This is a genomic window from Hymenobacter monticola, assembly GCF_022811645.1.
GTDB lineage: Bacteria > Bacteroidota > Bacteroidia > Cytophagales > Hymenobacteraceae > Hymenobacter > Hymenobacter monticola.
This window is the reverse complement of record NZ_CP094534.1, coordinates 3,912,614-3,930,569: the sequence shown is the minus strand read 5'-3', so window position 1 is coordinate 3,930,569 and position 17,956 is coordinate 3,912,614. Positions and strand designations below refer to the sequence as shown.

The 17,956-nt window shown below is 63.8% G+C and carries 14 protein-coding genes; 11 read left to right on the top strand and 3 right to left on the bottom strand.

What is annotated here, in order from left to right; all coding sequences use genetic code 11:
- The first annotated feature begins 50 nt into the window (after positions 1–50).
- From MTP16_RS16230 to MTP16_RS16215, 4 genes are all read left to right on the top strand, one after another.
- Complete coding sequence (locus MTP16_RS16230; protein WP_243511653.1) at positions 51–878, top strand: oxygenase MpaB family protein; 828 nt, start codon at positions 51–53, stop codon at positions 876–878.
- A 52-nt stretch (positions 879–930) separates the two neighbouring features.
- Positions 931–1,296 carry a ribosomal maturation YjgA family protein gene (locus MTP16_RS16225; RefSeq protein WP_243511651.1) on the top strand — a complete coding sequence of 122 codons (366 nt, stop codon included), beginning with the start codon at positions 931–933 and terminating at the stop codon, positions 1,294–1,296.
- 75 nt (positions 1,297–1,371) lie between these two features.
- A complete protein-coding gene (locus MTP16_RS16220) occupies positions 1,372–2,289 on the top strand; it encodes an FKBP-type peptidyl-prolyl cis-trans isomerase (protein ID WP_243511649.1) in 918 nt (305 codons plus the stop codon).
- Between the two features lie 127 nt (positions 2,290–2,416).
- The gene (locus MTP16_RS16215; protein ID WP_243511647.1) at positions 2,417–2,920 is read left to right on the top strand and encodes an FKBP-type peptidyl-prolyl cis-trans isomerase; all 504 of its coding nucleotides are present in this window, start codon (positions 2,417–2,419) and stop codon (positions 2,918–2,920) included.
- Between the two features lie 17 nt (positions 2,921–2,937).
- On the opposite strand, the gene MTP16_RS16210 is transcribed toward MTP16_RS16215, so the two are convergent.
- The 3 genes from MTP16_RS16210 to MTP16_RS16200 all read right to left on the bottom strand — a co-directional run bounded on the left by MTP16_RS16210 (position 2,938) and on the right by MTP16_RS16200 (position 7,901).
- Complete coding sequence (locus tag MTP16_RS16210) at positions 2,938–6,597, bottom strand: AAA domain-containing protein (protein WP_243511645.1); 3,660 nt, start codon at positions 6,595–6,597, stop codon at positions 2,938–2,940.
- Between the two features lie 173 nt (positions 6,598–6,770).
- Positions 6,771–7,355, bottom strand: coding sequence for a hypothetical protein (locus tag MTP16_RS16205; protein WP_243511643.1), 585 nt, complete (start codon positions 7,353–7,355; stop codon positions 6,771–6,773).
- 81 nt (positions 7,356–7,436) lie between these two features.
- The gene (locus MTP16_RS16200) at positions 7,437–7,901 is read right to left on the bottom strand and encodes a hypothetical protein (protein ID WP_243511640.1); all 465 of its coding nucleotides are present in this window, start codon (positions 7,899–7,901) and stop codon (positions 7,437–7,439) included.
- Positions 7,902–8,007: 106 nt separating this feature from the next.
- Here MTP16_RS16200 and MTP16_RS16195 point away from each other — a divergent pair, with 106 nt between their 5' ends.
- The 7 genes from MTP16_RS16195 (at position 8,008) to MTP16_RS16165 (ending at position 17,922) form a co-directional block, all read left to right on the top strand.
- Positions 8,008–8,520, top strand: a complete 513-nt coding sequence (locus MTP16_RS16195; RefSeq protein WP_243511637.1) for a hypothetical protein — start codon at positions 8,008–8,010, stop codon at positions 8,518–8,520.
- Positions 8,521–8,537: 17 nt separating this feature from the next.
- Positions 8,538–8,897 (top strand): hypothetical protein, encoded by a 360-nt coding sequence (locus MTP16_RS16190; RefSeq protein WP_243511635.1) that lies wholly within the window; start codon positions 8,538–8,540, stop codon positions 8,895–8,897.
- Between the two features lie 70 nt (positions 8,898–8,967).
- Positions 8,968–12,132, top strand: coding sequence for a DUF5691 domain-containing protein (locus tag MTP16_RS16185; RefSeq protein WP_243511632.1), 3,165 nt, complete (start codon positions 8,968–8,970; stop codon positions 12,130–12,132).
- An 82-nt stretch (positions 12,133–12,214) separates the two neighbouring features.
- Positions 12,215–13,306, top strand: coding sequence for an ATP-binding protein (locus MTP16_RS16180; protein WP_243511629.1), 1,092 nt, complete (start codon positions 12,215–12,217; stop codon positions 13,304–13,306).
- A gap of 45 nt (positions 13,307–13,351) precedes the next feature.
- Positions 13,352–13,963: an AlbA family DNA-binding domain-containing protein gene (locus MTP16_RS16175; RefSeq protein WP_243511626.1), complete on the top strand. Its 612-nt coding sequence runs from the start codon at positions 13,352–13,354 to the stop codon at positions 13,961–13,963.
- 644 nt (positions 13,964–14,607) lie between these two features.
- Positions 14,608–15,510: an NAD(P)/FAD-dependent oxidoreductase gene (locus MTP16_RS16170; protein ID WP_243511623.1), complete on the top strand. Its 903-nt coding sequence runs from the start codon at positions 14,608–14,610 to the stop codon at positions 15,508–15,510.
- A gap of 63 nt (positions 15,511–15,573) precedes the next feature.
- Positions 15,574–17,922 carry a DUF5682 family protein gene (locus tag MTP16_RS16165; RefSeq protein ID WP_243511621.1) on the top strand — a complete coding sequence of 783 codons (2,349 nt, stop codon included), beginning with the start codon at positions 15,574–15,576 and terminating at the stop codon, positions 17,920–17,922.
- The last annotated feature ends 34 nt before the right edge of the window (positions 17,923–17,956 follow it).

Below are 17,956 nucleotides of genomic sequence, written 5' to 3'. Positions count from 1 at the left end.
AGAATCAACTTTAATTCATTAACTTTGTATTTCAAAGTTCTTTTTCAAACATGAGCTATTTTGTTGCCCCCGATTCCATTGTCCGCCGCATCTGGGGCTCGGCCGATACGGTGCTGTTCATCTTCGCTGGCGCGGCGGCCGAGTTTGCTTTGAACAGGGCCGTGGACTGGCTCTACTTCACCGGGCGCCTGCCCGCCGACCCGCTCGACCGCCTGTTCTCCACCGTCGACTACGCCCGCCGCATCGTGTTTGCCGACCGCGCCGGGGCCGAAAAAGCCATCGACACCATTGCCGCCATTCATGGCGCGGTGGAAGCCAAGCGCGGCCGGGCCATCCCCGACTGGGCCTACCGCGACGTGCTGTTCATGCTCATCGGCTATTCCATCCGGGCGTATGAGGTGTTGGAGCGCCCGCTAACGAAAGCCGAATGTGCCGAAATCATGGCCGTGTTCACGCGGGTAGGCCAGCGCATGGGCATTCCGGATTTGCCCACCACCTACGCCACCTGGCAGACGGCGCGGCAGCAGCACCTGGCCCAGAACCTCGCGCTCAGTTCCTACACCGCCGACCTGTACGTGCAGTACCGCAAGCACTTGGGCGGCCCGCGCTACCACTTGCTGCGGGCCGTGCAAGGCCTCGTGGTGCCGTCCGGTGTGCGCGAGATGCTTGACTTACCACCTGGCGGCCTGATAAGCCCAGCCGTGACGGCCTACCGGCTTACCAAACAATGGCCCGTGAGCCAATGGGCCAAAAATGCCATGCTGCCGGCCGAATATAAGGACCGCATCCTGGCGCTGAATGCGCCGCCGCTGCATGCGCCCGCCGCCGCAGCGCAGCCGTTGCCCAAGCGCTGCCCCATGCATTTTCTTCATGGTTAGCCCGCCCATGCCGCTTCGCTTCGAGAAACGGTACTTCTTGCTGGCCAGCGGCTTGCTGGCGCTCGAAATACTCATTGCCCTTTGTGTACACGACAAAATTGTTCGGCCCTATGGGGGAGACGTGTTGGCGCCCATTTTCCTCTACTGCCTAGTTCGCAGTTTCTTTTGTGTTCCGGTAAAACGAGCAGCATTTTCGGTTTTGCTGGTATCGTACCTGATTGAGTGCCTGCAGTATTTCCATGTCCTGAACTTGCTCGGCTGGCAGCGCTACCGCTTGGTGGCCGTGCTGCTAGGCAACCACTTTGAGTGGGCCGACCTGCTGGCGTACACCGGTGGCGTGGGGTTAGCCTTGCTGGCGGAGCAACTCACGAAAACGCCGCGTGCAACCCCGAACGAATTGCGCGGCTCTGGGGGTTAAGCCCAGGCCAGCAAGGCCGCATCATTTCTTAGATGACCATTGGCCGGACTGGGCTATTTTTACCAAAAAATCACGATGAAACTACTTTTTGCGCCCGGTCTGTTCCGGTTCTTTTTTCTCCTGCTCATCGCTTCCACCGGCCTCCTGGCTACTTCTTGCAACAAGGACGAGCCCGAGATTCCGGACTACAGCGCCCGCGACAAAGGCCTGATTACGGACTACCTGGCCAGCAAAAACATCACCACGGCCCAGGAACAAGCGTCCGGGCTGTATTTCCTGCCGGTGCAAACGAACACGAATGCCGCGCGGGTCACCGCGGGCTCCTATGCGTCGGTGCTCTACACCGCGCACCTGCTCGATGCGGCCGGCACGGTGTTCGACGCCTCGTCGCAGCACAACGACGTGCCCATAACCTTTGTGGTGGGGGGGGGCCAGCTGATTCCCGGTTTTGAGGAAGGCATTTCTCTGATGCACATCGGCGATAAAGCCGAGCTGCTGATTCCCTCGGCCCTGGGCTACGGCGCCTCGACGTCCAATCCCCTCGTTCCGGCCAATTCGGTGCTGCGCATTGAGGTGGAAGTGGTCGACTACAAAGCCGTCGACGACCGCCTGATTACCAACTACCTGACCAGCAAAAACATTACCACCGCGCAAAAGCAAACCTCGGGGCTGTACTTCCTGCCCGTCGTGACCAACGCGGCGGCCGTGCGGCCGGCCATTGGCTCCACGGTGGTGGTGCAATACACCGGGCACTTGCTCGATGCCGCCGGTACGGTGTTCGACGCTTCTACCCCAACCGCCCCGTTCACGTTTACCCTGGGCCGGGGCCAGCTCATTGCCGGCTTCGAGGAAGGCATTGCCCTGATGCACAAAGGCGACAAGGCGGAGCTGCTGATTCCGTCGGGCCTGGCTTATGGCCCACAGGGCGCCGGCAAAAGCATTGCCCCCAACACCGTGCTGCGCTTTGAAGTGGAAGTGACGGACGTGCGCTAATTCCGGGCCATTGCGTCGATTCACAAGCCGGCGGCCCGCGTTTCGCGAGGCCGCCGGTTTTTTAAAGGGCACCAACGCGCGGCCCAAACAGGCCAAAGCCAACACTATTTTCACCTAAAAAATCCGCATGAAATTCTCTTTTTCAACCGGCCTTCTCCGGCTTCTATTTCCGGTGCTGTTGGGCACGGCCGCCATTGCCACTACCGCCTGCAAGAAAGAAGAGGACGTCGACTACGCCACCGTCGATGAGGGCCTCATCAAGAATTACCTCGTCGATAACAACATTGCCAACGCCCAGCGCCAAGGCTCGGGCCTCTACTATGTGCCCGTGGCGCCCGTGCCCGCAGCCCAGCAGGCCGTGGCCGGAAAAACGGTATCGGTGCTTTACACCGGCACGTTGCTCAACGGCAAAGTATTCGACGCCAACAATAACCGATTTGCGCCCTTCCGATTTTCGCTGGGCACAGGCGAGGTCATCAAAGGTTGGGACGAAGGCATTGCGCTCATGCGCAAAGGCGAGAAAAGCGTGTTGCTGATTCCGTCGGCGCTCGGCTATAAGAACCGGCAGGCCGGCTCCATCCCGCCTAATTCGGTGCTGCGCTTCGAGGTGGAGCTGTTGGATATTCAATAGCCGGCCGGCCGGCGGCCCTACGGTTTTGCAACGCGCGCCAGCAGCGCAGCATGGTGCGGCGCGCGTTGCAAAACCTCCTCATTTCCAAGCAGCACCAGCTGCTGCCGCGCACGCGTGAGTGCCACATTGAGCTTGCGGTCGACGGTGCCGTCTTCGTTGGGCGACACCATCAGCTCTAACTGGTGCTCGTGGTGGCAGCAGAAACTCACCACGATGACGTCGCGCTGCGAGCCCTGGTAGCGCTCCACGGTATCGACGCTGACCTGGGCCAGCGCGGGCAGCGCCAGTTCCGCCGCCAGCGCCGCCAGCCGCGCCCGAATGAGCGCCGCCTGGTTGCGGTAGCTGGCGATGATGCCCAGGGTGGTTTCAGGATTGAAATCGGGGCCGTAGCCCTGCACCACGTAGGCCGCGGTGCGGGCCGCCAGGTCGGCCTCCTGGGCCGACTCTTTCATCGACAAGTCCTCGGGCTGGCGGCGGGTGGGCACGAACACCAAGCGCCGGGCGTGCAGTTGCTCGGTAAAGGCGTCGGTGGGTGCGGGCCAGGCGGCGCGGTTCAGGGGCTCGTGCTGCCAGGGCATGGGGCAGCGCAGCAGGCCGTTGTAGAAGTCGTCGTTCACCAGCGCCACCAGTTCGGTGTGCATGCGGTAGTGGTCGGCGAGGGTACCGTGGGCGTGGGGCCAGTGCGCTTCCGCTTTCTTGAACAGGCGCTCGAAATAGGAGTTGCGCATGTTGCTGAGGCCCAGCTCCTGCTGCAGCAAGTCGGCCACTTCCTCGGCCACGGCGCTGGCCTCGGGCTCTTGCGTGACAACGGCAGGTAACTGGCGGTGGTCGCCGATGAGAATGAACTTGTTGACTTTGGAGAGCAAGCTCAGCATGGGCGCTTCCAGCACCTGGCTGGCCTCGTCCACCACGGCCAGGTCGAACTGCTTGAGGGTGAACAGCTCGGGCTTTCCGAGCAGGCTGGCCACGGTGCCCACGTAGAACGGGCAGTGCTTGAGCCGGTCGCGCACGGCCTGGCGCGTGGGGCAGTCGCGCAACATGTTATCGAGCAAATAGGGTCGGTAGTGCGGCGCCGTGCCCAGCCGCGAGCCCACCCGAATAAACGGCAGCCCGGCCGCCACCAGCTGCTCGCAGATTTCGTCTACAGCGCGGTTGGTGTAGGCGGCCAGTAGCGTGTGCTTGTCCTGCTGATAGAGCCGTTCGGCCAGCTCACGCAGCACGGCGCGGGTTTTGCCGGTGCCGGGCGGGCCGCAGAGCACAAACCAGTCGGGCGCAGCCAGAGCGCGGGCCACCACCTCGGGCGCCGTGGTGGCGGGCTCGGAGGCGGGCGTCCAGAACTCTGGCTCGGGACGGCGCGGCGCGGTGCGGGCCAGCAGGCGCTGCCGCCGCTCCGGCGCCAGGCTGAGGAAGGCCGAGATGCTGGCCCACTCGCGGCGGAAGGTGTCGTAAGTGTCGGGCTCCAGGGCCCAATGCGAGTGGCCGTGCAGGTAGCGGGGCGCCAGCCGCCGGTTGCGAATGGACAGCACCACGCGGCCGTCGGTGCCGAGGTCTTCGGCCAGCACCACCTTCACTACCTGGGCATCGAGCACGCCGAGCGGCGCGGTGGCCTGGTCGGCCGCAGCCCCGGCTTTGCGGCGCGGGTACAGAATCAGCGTGTCGCCGGCCCGGAAATTGACTTCCCGCCCACCCGCGGGCCGCTGGAACACCAGGTGCGGTCCCAGGCCGTCGCGGGCATCATCGTCGGCGTTGCTGTGGTCTTCAATCAATTCCAGCTCGTCGAGCAGGCTGAAGTTCTGGTGCTTGCGGGCCTGGGGCAGCAGCCACAGGCCGGCCTGGCCGCCGGCATCGCCTGGGCGAGCCTCGTCGCCGAGCAGGGTCAGACGCATTTCGCGGGCCGAGAAGCGAATCAGCTCCAGGCAGTAGGCGCGCTCCACGCGGTCGGCGGCGGCCCAGGCGTTGGCCACGTGCTGGGCTTTGTCGCGCCCGAAGCTGGGCAGGCCGGCCAGGTTGGGATGGATGACGGGCGCTAGCAGCTGGCGCGTCTGGCGCGGGCCGGTGGCGCGGGCCAGCTGCAGTTCCACGCCGACCAACTGGTTGCGGGCGTTGAGCAGGCGGTCAATCAGGGCCTGGTCTTGGTCGACGCGGCGCACGGCGCTTTGGCCATCCACGGCATTAGAATATAGGATGCTGGTGCGGCCACGGCCCGCGGTTTCGCCATCGGCCCCAAACACCGATTCGAGCAGCAGGCGGTAGAGTTGGGCCTGAGCGGTGTGATTGGTCCAGGGCGGGCCGCCGGGAACCGATTTCGAACTTTTCAGCTCGATGAGGTCGTAGCCGGTCGGGCTTTCGTGCAGCAGGTCGAGGCGGCCCTGCAGGCCGTAGGTGGCCGAAAGGAAAGTGGGTTCGAGGAAGCAGTCGGCCACGCGCAGGCGCTGCTGCTGGTAGCCGGTGCGGCTGTCGGCCACGAAGCCGCGCAGCTGGGTGTCGCGCAGGGTGCGGTGGTGGCGGCGCAGGTCGTTGAACAGCTCCGGCACGCCGTTGCGGGTCTGAAACTCGGGCAAAGTACTCAGCGACAGCGGTGCCAGGCGGAACAGGCGCTTGTGCAGGAAGTGTTCGAGGTCGAAGTCGGTGGTGCCTGGTACCTGGTGCTTGGTGCTTGGCTCATCGGCCACACTCGTGCTAGTGGCAGAGTCGAACGTGTTTTCAATTCCGTTAAAAGTGTTTTTGGCGAACCCCTGGCCGGGCCGTCCTTTTTCGAGCAAGCTCGCCAGCGCGGCCATGCGCTCCTGCATGTCGGCGTCCTTGCGCTGACTTTTCAGCTCCTCGTTGCGGGCGGCGTGGCTCACTTCCTCGTCCAACAACATGTTCACGAGGTTACCGAGCACCAACGAGCGCGAGGTTTCATCGGGCAAAAAGGCGTTGATGAGGGCCCACTCGGGAATGGTGCCGTCCTTTTGGGCGCACTCGGCCACGGTGGTGACGCTGATGAGGTAGTCGGGCTCGAGCACTACGCGGCGCGGCTGCACGCGGCCATCGGGGAGCAGCACCGGGCCGATGAGGTGCAGCGTGGGGTGCAGTACGGCCGCTGTGGGCAGCAGGCTGGCGTAGGCTTCGGGCAGCACCACGTCGAAGGGACCGGCGGGGCGGCCGTCGGCGGGCTTGTCCATTTCCACGGTCAGCTCGCCGGTGGCTAGGTTGGTGGCCAGCACGTGCACGCGCCAGGCCACTTGCGGTGTGGCGGGCGGCAGCGGGGTGGCGGCCTGGGCAGCCAGCGCGGCTTCGAAGGCAGCCTGCTCGTTTTCCTCCAGGCCGGCATCGGGTGGCAGCTGCAGGGCGGGGCCGTCGTAGAGCACGCCGGTGAGCTGCTCAATCAGCTCCACCACCGCGTGGAAGCCGGAGGCCACTTCGGCCACGGTGCCGGGGTAGCTTTCGTGCAGCACCAGGTTGGCACTCAGGCGCAGGGCTTGCAACTGGTGGCGCAGGCGGCCCGTGAACTCGTGCTCATAGGCCACAAAGCCGATGGCCTGGCTGAGGTTGCCGAAGCTCACGCCGCGGCGCTTGTACTCGTCGCGCAGCACGGCTTCGAGCAGCTTGCGCAGGCGCGGAAGCTGGTCGGCGGGCGTGGCGGTGGCGTCGGTGGCAAGGGCCGCGAGACGTGGGAAATAGCGGGCAGGCATAAGCTTCAGCGGTAGAACAAAACTAAAATTACCGCTAAAGGAGGGATTTTGCATGGCACGAGTACCCCGAAGCTCCGCTTCGGCCCTATTGAACGATGACCAACAAGGGTTTTGGCGTTCGTCCGGGCCGAAGCGGAGCTTCGGGGTACTCGTGCCATTCGCTGGATGCAACCTTATTCCCCCACTCGCTCAAACACTTCGCCGTCGGCCAGCTCGTAGCGAATCAGGTCGGCCTGCTTGTCCCAGTGGAAGGAGCGCAGGCGGCCGGCGCCGTAATTTTTGGCGTTCTGGCCGTCGCGGAAAACGTAGGCGGCCGGGTAGGTTTTGCCGGTGCTCAGTTTGCAGGGCTCCTGCACCAGCACGTCGGTGGGGCCTATTTTCTGGCCGGACGGCAGTGGGTACTCCAGCCCTGAGATGCTAAACTGCAACCGGGCCGGCACGTCGGGCCTGATTTTATCGGCCACGATGCTGAAGTGGGGCCGCTTGGCGTCGTACTGCGTGGCCGATTCCATCCCAAACTGCACGTGGATGGGCTGGTAAGACCCCGATTCCAGCTTGTTGCAGTCGGTGTTGCTGAACCATTCGCGCTGCTCCAACAGACTCATGGTGTTGGAGTTGCCGCGGTTGCTGCGAAAGGCAATAGCGGTGCCCTTGGGGTGCGCCGGAAACCAGGCCCGCTCCTCAGGCGTGAGGCATACCTGCTCGCAAGTACCGCAGCCCGTCGTCAACAGCGCAAGCACGGACAGAAGCTTCTTCATGTGCCCTTTTACGCGGGGCAACCTCAGAAAGCTGCTCAGCCTCGGCGGCGCCGGGCCCGAGGGGCCGTTCCCGCGTCGCCCTCAACGAGCCGCCGTCAGGCCTACCGGCGCGGCCAGCTGGCCTTCTTCGTACATGTTGAGGTACAATTTTACCGGTTCTTTTTGGCCCTTCCAGGTGATGGTGTACACGTCAAGCTGACCTTCGTTGAGCACACCTCCCTGCTCGATTTTAAAAGCGCAGCAGCTGGCTTCGCGCTGGTATTCAATGGTCTGACCTTTGGGGCCGAGCAGGGCGTTGAGGTAACGCTGCTGGTTGCGGGCGCCCGCTTCCAGCCCGCCGCCAACTCGCACGGGGTTGGTTTCCGTAAAGCCGTACGTGGCGTCGGTGCTGATTTCCTGAACGAGGAAGGGCAGCACCCCGCTGGCGCCTTTTTCGTGCAGCCCTTCGGATACGGTGCCGCCATACGTCGGCGGCGTTTTCAGCCGGCTGGTTTCGCAGCTCCACATGCTCAGCGCCCCCAGCACCAGGACGGTGGCTTTTTTCATTATCTGCATTTTCTTCATGCCAATGCCGTTTTCTCACATGCCTTTCTACTTGCAAAGAACTACACAGGAGCTAATGTTTCGCTTTTTCTTCTTGCCCCTGGTTTGGTTGCTTCCGGTTCTCGCCGCCGCCCAGGCCCCGGCCGTGACGCCCGATTCGCCGTTGCCGCGCCTGCTGGCCGAACGAAAAATCCTCACCGACCACTACCGCGAAGCCAGCGCCCAGCGCCACAGCCTGTTCGGCAACAAGCCGTCTAAAAAAGACCTGCAGGAAGTGGTGGACGCCCTGCAGGGCATCGTGGACAAGGACCAGCAAATTGTGAATGTGCTTAACGAAACGGCCCAAAAAGCCACCAGCACCTCGGCGCGGCTGACGGCCACCACCACCAAGCTGGAAAGCACCAGCCGCGACGACCGCAACCTCACCGCCCAGCGCCTGCTGGAATTGGAAAACGAAGCCCAAAACCTGCGCCAGCGCGAAAAGCAGCAGCTCGCCAAGCAGCGCGACCTCGAAGCCGAAGTAGCGGAAGCCAAGCAAGGCCGTTTCGTGCGCGATGCCCTGATTGCGGCCCTGGCCGTGGCCTGCGTGGGCCTATTGCTGGTGCGGCGACGGCGGAACTAGCGCGTATTTTCACCGCCATGTCTGCCACTTTCCCCTTCCAGGTCACGGACGCGCCGCCCGCCGTGATGCCCGAATACCAGCTGCTCATCTTTGCCGATGTGGGCGGACTGGAAGCCTATTACCAACTGTTTCAGCATTATGGCTTCGGTGGCACGGCCGATTCCTGGGCCGAGCACATCGAAACCATCATTGAGGAAAAGCAGCCCCGGCTGCTGGAGGAACTAGAGTTTGCCGAGGGCGGGCACACGTTTGTGGCCTACGCCAGCGGCCCGGTGGCCGTAGCCGATTTTATGGCCTGCGTGCTGCCGCATTTCGATACATTGCCGCACCTGCAGCAATACCTGAGCCAGGCCGACCCGGCCGATTTTTTTAAGTGAGGCTGACAGGTGTAATTGGCCATTCCCAGCCAACGAATTCCCTTCTACATTTGGCGCCTACCCCGCTCCCATGATTTCCTTCACCGAAGCGCAAGCCCAAGCCCTCATCACCGACCCCGGCACCCTAAAAAGGGGCCAGGAGCTGCTAAAGCCCACCAAATGGGCCAACCTGGGCCGCACCGATACAGCAGCCTGGGGCGAGTGCGCCGGCAGCGGCAGCAAGCCCTACCTTACCGGCATCGACCTCACGGAGCCGGCCTTTAAATGCAGCTGCCCGAGCCGGGTGTTTCCTTGCAAGCACGGCGCCGGCCTGCTCCTGCTCATGTCCCGCCAGCCCGAACTGCTGACGGGCACCACCCCGCCCGCCTGGCTGGAAGAGTGGCTCAGCAAGCGCCAGCAAACTCAGGAGAAAAAGACCGAGAAAGCCGCTGCGCCCCCGGCCGCCAAAACGCCCAAGGCCACGGCCGCAACCGAGTTGTCTGCCGAAAGCAACCCAGTCGACGCTTCAGCCCCGGACAACGATGCCGCTGCTGATGCTCTTGAAGCAGCCCCGACCGGCGGCCTCAGCGTCGACCCCAAGCGCCTGGCCCGCATGGCCGCCGGCGCCGACGACCTCGCCGCCTGGCTCGAAGACCTGATGCGTGCCGGCCTGGCAACCCTCGACCAGCAGCCCGCGAAGTTCTGGGAAAGCCAAGCCGCCCGGCTGGTCGACAACCAGCTGCCCGGCCTGGCCGCTGCCCTGCGCGAGCTGGCCACCCTGCGCCACGCCCACACCGACTGGCCCGCCCGCCTGCTGGGCCGCCTGGGCGAGCTTTTCCTGCTGGTGCGGGCCTTCCAGAACCTGCCCCAGCTCAGTGCCGATGCCCGCCCGGAAATCCTCCAGCAAGTCGGCGTCAACCTCAAAAAAGAAGACCTCCTGGCCACCGCCCCGCCCGTGTCCGACGCCTGGCGCGTGCTGGGCCAGTTCCGCTGGGAGGAAGACCGTCTCACCGCCCGCCGCACCTGGCTGCACGGGCGTCGCACCGGCCGCACCGCGCTGGTGCTGGAGTTTTCTTTTGGCGGGCAGCCCTTTGGTACGCCGTTCATTCCGCACGGCAGTTACCTGGGCGAACTGGCTTTTTACCCCGGCTTGCTGCCGCTGCGGGCCGCTCCGGTGCAGGTAAAATTCGATGGCACGGTGCCGCCCGGGGCAGTGCCGACGGGTCAGTCCATCAGTCAGCTGCTCCACGATTACGCCGACGCGCTGGCCCGCCAGCCCTGGCTGCGCGAGTGGCCCGCTACGCTGGCGCAGGTGCTGCCCATGCCACTGCCCGATGGCCGCTGGCAACTGCACCACCGCACGGAGGCCGGCACGCTGCCGTTGCGCTTTATTGATGAGGATTTTGGCTGGCAGCTGCTGGCCGAAAGCGGCGGGCAGCCGGTCACGCTGTTTGGCGAATGGGATGGGCAGGCGTTTCGGCCGCTGGGTAGCTGGGCGACGGACCACGCGTGGACCTCACCCCCTGCCCCCCTCTCCAAAAAAGAGGGGGCACCGGACTTGCTCCCAGATATTACGGTTATGGAATCGTCCTCACGAGCCAGTGCCCCCTCTTTCTTGGAGAGGGGGGCAGGAGGTGAGGTTTTCCCAGCCGCGCCGTCAGCCGCCCAGCTCCTGCGCATTGCCCTGCTCGGCACGCGCCAGAGCGGCGAAGCCATTCCTGCCTTCCCCACGCCCGCCGACACACCCGAGCAGCAGCTCTTGCTCGCCGCTGGTACCCTGGCCCTGATGCGCAAGGCGGGCCTCCGGCCGGCCCCCGCTGCCGGCCCGTCCCTCGCGCCCGCGCCCGCCGAGCTGCTGCCCGTAGTAGGCCCCAAGGGCACCGCCCACCTGCACCAGATGCTCGTCAACAGCCTGCACCTGGAGCTGCTGCCCGACTACCTCACCCGTCTGGCGGGCCGCGATTTGCGCGTGCCCCCGGCCCTGCTGGTGCCGCTGCTGCAGCACGCCACCCGTTCGGCCGAAACACGGGCGGCGCTGGGGCTGGTGCTGGGGCAGCGCGGCCACTGGCTGATTCGACAAAACCCCGATTGGGCCAAAATGGCTGAAGGCCTTGCTCCTGCCGAATCGGACCCGGGCGCCGACCCCGAAACCTGGGAAACCGGCACGCTGCCTCAGCGCCGCGCCTGGCTCGCCGAACGCTTCGCCCAGGCGCCCGACGAGGCCCGCGCCCTGCTCCTGGCCGCCCTGCCCACCGAGCCGGCTAAGGTGCAGGAGGCCTTGCTCGAAATCCTGGCCCAGCACCTGCACCCCGACGCCGAGCCCGCGCTGGAAACGCTGCTGAAAGCGCGCGGCCAGGAGGTGCGCCGTCTTGCCACCGAGCTGCTGGTTCAGCTGCCCGGCGCCGCCCTCACCGAGCGGCTGTGGGCACGGGCCGCCCCGCTGCTATCCGCCAGTCGCAAGCTGCTGGGCCTGGGCAAAGCCCAGCTCGATGTTGTCCTTCCCGAGGCCTGGGACAAATCCTGGCTGGCCGATGGCATCGAGGAGAAGAATGCCCGGTTTCTATCGGCCTACGGGCCCACGTTTCACACGCCGGTGGGCCCCGCCACTGCCCGCCTCGCTAACCTGCTGGCCCTGCTGCCGCCCCAGCGCTGGCTAACCCACCTTGGCCTCACGCCGCCTGAGTTACTGGCTGCTGCCCTGGCTTCGGAATGGGCTTTGCCGCTGCTCACGGCTTGGTCGCGCAGCACCTTGCTGCACCACGATGCCGCCTTCGCTGGTGCTTTCCTCACGATTTGGCTCAACGAGCGACCGGCGTTGGAAAAAGCCCACTGCGACCGGGGTATCGACTGGGTTTCGATGGCGGCGCTTCTCTCCGACGACGCCCGTCAGGAGCAGCTGCTGGAGCCCATTCTGGAGCGGGTGCGCCGCCAGGTGCCAAATTGGACGCAGGACCTCGGCTTTGTGCCTGCGCCGTGGCCGCGCACATTTAGCCTGACGGTGGTGCGGGCCATTGCCAGCCAACTGGCGAACACGGCCACGCTGTACCAGGTCAACGCCCCGCCCTACCACCTGCGCCAGCTGGCGTGGCTGCTGTCCCAGACCGTGGCCCCCAACGTGGCCCCGGCCGATGCGGTGGCCGTCATCCAGCAAGCCGAAGCCATTGCCGACATGCACCAAACCTTTCAACCCCAACTTCACGAATTCATCGACACCCTGCGCTTCCAAGCCGATTTGGAGGGGTCGCTAAGAGAATAAGAAACGCCTGTAAACAGACGAAAAGCACGTTATACCTTCCACCTCCTGCCCCCACACCCTCTTACCCTCACACCCTAAACCGATGACGCCAACCGCCCTGCTCCGCCCCCACGCCGAAGACCTCTACGCCGAAGAGCTTGCTGCCCTCAAAGCCGTCGACCAGGCCCGCCCCAAGCCGCCGGGCTGGCAGCTCTCGCCCTGGGCTGTGGTGACCTACCTGCTCGGCGGCAAGCTTGATAATGGTTTCGAGATTGAGCCCAAGTACATCGGCCAGCGGCGGCTGATGGAAATTGCCGTGGCCACCCTGGCCACCGACCGCGCCCTGCTGCTGCTCGGCGTGCCCGGCACGGCCAAAAGCTGGGTGAGCGAGCACCTCACCGCCGCCATCAGCGGGCACACCAACCTGCTGGTGCAAGGCACCGCCGGCACCGCCGAAGACAGCCTGCGCTACTCCTGGAACTACGCCCGCCTGCTGGCCGAAGGCCCCTCCCTGGGTGCCCTCGTACCCAGCCCGCTCTACAAAGGCATGGAAACCGGCCAGCTCGTGCGCATCGAAGAGCTTACGCGCATCCCCTCCGACGTGCAGGACACCCTGCTCACCATGCTCTCCGAGAAAGTGCTGCCCATTTCCGAGCTGAGCACCGAAATTCAAGCCCGGCAGGGCTTCAACGTCATTGCCACGGCCAACGACCGGGACCGGGGCGTGAACGAGCTGAGCAGCGCCCTGCGCCGCCGCTTCAACGCCGTGGTGCTGCCCCTGCCCGCCACCCTGGCCGAGGAAGTGCACATCGTGCAAACCCGCGTGGCCAAGCAGGGCCAGGCCCTGCAGCTGCCCGTGGAGGCCCCCGCCCTGGCCGAAATCAGCCGCCTCGTCACGGTGTTTCGGGAGCTGCGCCAGGGCGTGACCGACAACGGCAAAATCAAGCTCAAGAGCCCCAGCGGTACCCTCAGCACCGGCGAGGCCATCTCGGTGATGAACGCCGGCCTGGCCCTGGCCGCCTACTTCGGCGACGGCACCCTGCGCGCCCCCGACCTGGCCGCCGGCCTCACCGGCGCCGTCATCAAAGACCCCACCCCCGACCGCGTGGTGTGGCTCGAATACCTCGAAACCGTGGTGAAGGAGCGCGACGGCTGGAAGGATTTATACCGCGCGTGCCGGGAGGTGGTGGAGTAATGAAGCCCATTCAAAAATGCAAGTCATTTAATCAGCCCTTATCAAATGGAAACCATTGAGAATTATACCAACCTAATCAAGGGGGGTGAAAGCCAGAATGTAGAATTTAAAGCAGGCTTTTTTAATGAACAAAACATCGCTACCTCATTAATTGCACTAGCAAATTCCGAAGGAGGTTATTTATTCATAGGAATTACGAATGAAGGACGTATTATCGGAATAACGGCAGATGCTTTACCAAAACAGATAAAAAAATCACAAGCTTTATGCGATTCAATCTTTCCTTATCCTATTGAAATATCAGACTTTGAAATTAATGGCAGACATGTCATCTGCATTCATGTAACAAAGGCACCTTCTCACTTTGGGCCTATTACAGCTAGTACTGGGGACGTTTTCGTGCGATATGGTGATAAAAACGTGAGGGTCAGCAATGACTATATTACGATTTCAGCACCAGAAGTTCAAAAAACATCCTCAGCAAAGAAGTTAATTGGGTTTGTAGCAATGTCTTTCCGGGAAGAGGAGGAGCCGGCATTGGTTGATTATTATCGTGCTATGCTTCGTGCAGTCGCCCAAACTAATTTGCCAATGCAATTAATTAGAATGGACTTGAGAGAAGGTGATTATGAGATATCTCAGCAAATAATTGAATAAATCAAAAAATCTGATTTTGTTATTGCTGATTTCACGCTTAACTCTCACAATGTGTATTTTGAGGCTGGGCTAGCTCGGGCATTTGAAAAACCTCTTATTCAACTTGTAAGAAAAGGAACAGCACTGCAATTTGATATTAGAAATTGGAGGACAACGGTATACCGCAATGCAACAGAACTGGAGGAAAAACTAATATCCGGATTGCAACACATTCATACAGAGGCACTCAAAGGTCAAAGCTGACATTTATGTTCATTAAACACCATTGCATTCGTCATTAATCTCAATCCAGAGCGCTTTAGGAGAGCGTAAATCGTGACATAACCCTATGGGAAGGCAAACATCACCTAGCTGCCATACCGGCAAAAAGGTTAGCTAATCTAGCTAACGGCGTTGTTCCCTGCGAGGCTCAGCTTGTCCCCCACGATGGACACGCGTCAAGGTGTACTAGACTAATTAGCTACTATCCCAAGAACATTTCCCTCACATACTTCCAACATTTGCCTGTTCGACATTAGCCACCACACCACAGCCCAGCAGCGCCTCTAACTTCGTAGCAACTGTAGAAACTGTAAGGAGAGCCAGCTGCCCGCGTCCGCCCAGCTGGCACGCAGGTAGCGCGGCTGCTTTCAACCCTTCTTTTCATGCAAGAATTTGACGTTCTGATTATCGGCGGGAGCTACGCCGGTCTTTCCGCCGCCATGGCCCTGGGCCGCGCCCGCCGCCGGGTGCTCCTCCTCGACACCGGCCGGCCCTGCAACCGCCAGACGCCCCACTCGCACAACTTCCTCACCCAGGACGGCGCCACGCCGGCTGCCCTGCGCGCCCAGGCCATCGAACAGGTGCTGCAGTATCCCACTATAGAGCTGCGGGCTGATGAGGCGCTGACGGCCGCAAACGTTGAGGGCGGATTCCTCATCGAAACAGCTGCTGGCACCCGTATCACGGCGCGCAAGCTGGTGCTGGCCACCGGCATCACCGACCTGCTGCCGGCCCTGCCCGGCTTTGCCGAGTGCTGGGGCATCTCGGTGCTGCACTGCCCCTACTGCCACGGCTACGAAGTGGCCGACCAGCGCCTGGGCGTGCTGGGCAACGGCGACGTGGGCTTCGAGTTTGCCCGCCTGATTCGGCAGTGGACGCGGCAACTCACCTTGTTCACCGACGGCCCGGCCACCCTCACCGAGGCCCAGCGGGCGGCCCTGGCCCGCCATCAGGTAGCGGTAGTTGAAACGCCCATCAGCGGCCTCGCGCACGAGCAGGGCTACCTGCGCGCGGTGCAGCTGGCCGATGGCCCGGACTATCCGCTCGACGCAGTGTTTGCCCGCGTGCCGTTTCAACTGCCCGGCACCCTGGCCCAGCAGCTGGGCTGCGCCATCACCGAGATGGGCTATGTGCAGGTTGATGATTTTCAACGCACCAGCATGAAAGGCGTGTACGCGGCCGGCGACAACACCACGCCAATGCGGGCGCTGGCTGCGGCCGTAGCGGCAGGCTCCAAGGCCGGGGCTGTCCTCAATAAGGAGCTGATAGACGAGGATTTTACCTAAAACGCGGGCCGGGTTGGGCGGGGCGTTGTTCATTTGCACCCCTTGCCCTCCCCATTCCGCCCCATGTCCACCAACCTCCGCCTGTTCGGCATTCGCCACCACGGCCCCGGCAGCGCCGCCAGCCTCGTGGCCGCCCTCGAAGAATTCTGGCCCGATATCATTCTGCTCGAATGCCCCGCCGATGCCGAGGCCGCCCTGGCCACCGCCACCAACCCCGAATTGGTGCCGCCCGTAGCGCTGCTGGTGTACAACCCCAAGCAGCAGGGGCAGGCCTCGTTTCTGCCCTTCGCCGAGTTTTCGCCGGAGTGGCAGGCGGTGCATTGGGCGGCACGAAATGCGGCGCACGTGCGGTGCATGGATTTGCCGATGAGCCTGCGGTTTGGCATGCGAGAGGCCATTTTGGCTCCCCTCGCGCAAACCTCACCCCCTGACCCCCTCTCCAAAAGAGAGGGGGCAGCGGACTTGCTCCCAGATATTACGGTTATGGAATCGTCCTCACGAGCCGGTGCCCCCTCTCTTTTGGAGAGGGGGTCAGGGGGTGAGGTTCCGGCGGCCGGTGAGGCACCGGAAGTCGCCCCCAACACCGACCCCGTGGCCTACATTGCCCGCCTGGCCGGCTACACCGATTCGGAGCAGTGGTGGGAAACACACCTCGAACACGCGCCCGGCAACGCTGACACCTTCGCCGTGGTGCTGGAGCTGATGACAGCACTGCGCGAGGAGCTAAAGCGCCCCGAAACCGAAGAAACCCTGCTGCGCGAGGCCTTTATGCGCGAAACCCTGCGCGCCACCCTGGCCCAGGGCTACCCGCGTGTGGCGGTGGTGTGCGGGGCCTGGCACGCGCCGGTGCTGCAAGCTGATTTGCTGAAAAAGGAAGATAAAGCGCGGCTGAAAGGGCTGAAGAAAGTGCCGACCGAAACCACCTGGATTCCGTGGACCTACGAGCGGCTGTCGTTCAGCTCGGGCTATGGGGCAGGCGTGCTCTCGCCGGCCTGGTACGAGCTGCTGTTCAGCCAGCCGCGGGCCGAAGTGCTGACGCACTGGATGGTGCGCGCCACCCGCCTGCTGCGCGGGCAGGACGTGGACGCCTCCTCGGCTCACGCCATTGAGGGTGTGCGGCTGGCGGCGGCGCTGGCTGCCGTGCGCGGGCTGGCTTTGCCGGGCATCGATGAGCTGCAGGAAGCGGCCGTGGCCATTTTGGGAGGAGGCTACGCCGAGCCGCTGGCCCTGGTGCAGAAGGAACTGGTAATCGGCCACAAGCTGGGCGAGGTGCCCGCCGGCTTGCCCGCCACGCCCTTGCAGCAGGACCTGGCTCAGCAGCAAAAGTCGCTGCGCCTCAAGCCCGAAGCCATGGCCAAAGACCTCGACCTCGACCTGCGGCAGCCCGCCCAGCTCGACCGCAGCCACCTGCTGCACCGCCTGCGCCTGCTCGACATCAACTGGGGCGAGCCCGAAGAAGCGACGGGCGCCCGCGGCACCTTCCACGAGCTGTGGACCTTGGAATGGGAGCCCGAAATGGCCCTGGCCGTCATTGAAGCCGGCCGCTGGGGCAATACCGTGCTGGCCGCCGCCGCCGCCCGCGCCGCCGCCCGCGCCGCCGAGGCCACCAGCCTCGAAGCGGTGAGCACGCTGCTGGAACACGCCCTGCGCGCCGACCTGGGCCCGGCCATTCCGGCGCTGGTGGCCCGGCTTGAAACCATCGGGGCCGACACCCGCGACGTGACACACCTGCTGGCCGCCCTGCCGCCGCTGGCCCAGGTGCTGCGCTACGGCAACGTGCGCCGCACCGACACCGCGCAGGTGGCCCAGGTAGTGCAGCAACTGGTGCCGCGCCTGTGCATCGGGCTGCCCGCCGCCTGCGCCGGCCTCGACTACGACGCGGCCAAGGCCCTGCTCACGCGCCTGGAAGCCACCCACCAGGCCATCCGCCTGCTACAAAACGACGAGCACGAAGCCGACTGGTACGCCGCGTTGGGAGCGGTGCAGCGCAATGCAGCCAGCGCTGGCCTGCTAGCCGGCGCGGCCACCCGCCTGCTCTTCGACGCCCAGCAAAACGATTCCGACGCCACCGCCACAGCCCTCGGCCTGGCCCTGGCGCCCGCCCAGCCCACCGACTACGCCACGGCCTGGGTGGAGGGCTTCCTGCGCGGCTCGGGCTTGTTGCTCATCCACCACCGCGAATTGTTCGACCTGCTCGACCGCTGGCTGGGCGAGCTCAATGAGGACACCTTTCGCGAAATCGTGCCCCTGCTTCGCCGCGCCTTCACCGACTTCTCGCTGCCCGAGCGGCGGCAGATTCTGGAAATCGCCAACTCCGATGCTGCGGTTTCGGGCACGTCGGAATCGGAGGATTTCGACTGGGAGCGCGGGGCGCGGGTGCTGCCGGGGCTGCGGGTGCTGTTGGGGGCGTAGCCTCCGGGTTTACTTGGTTATTACTTTGATTGTG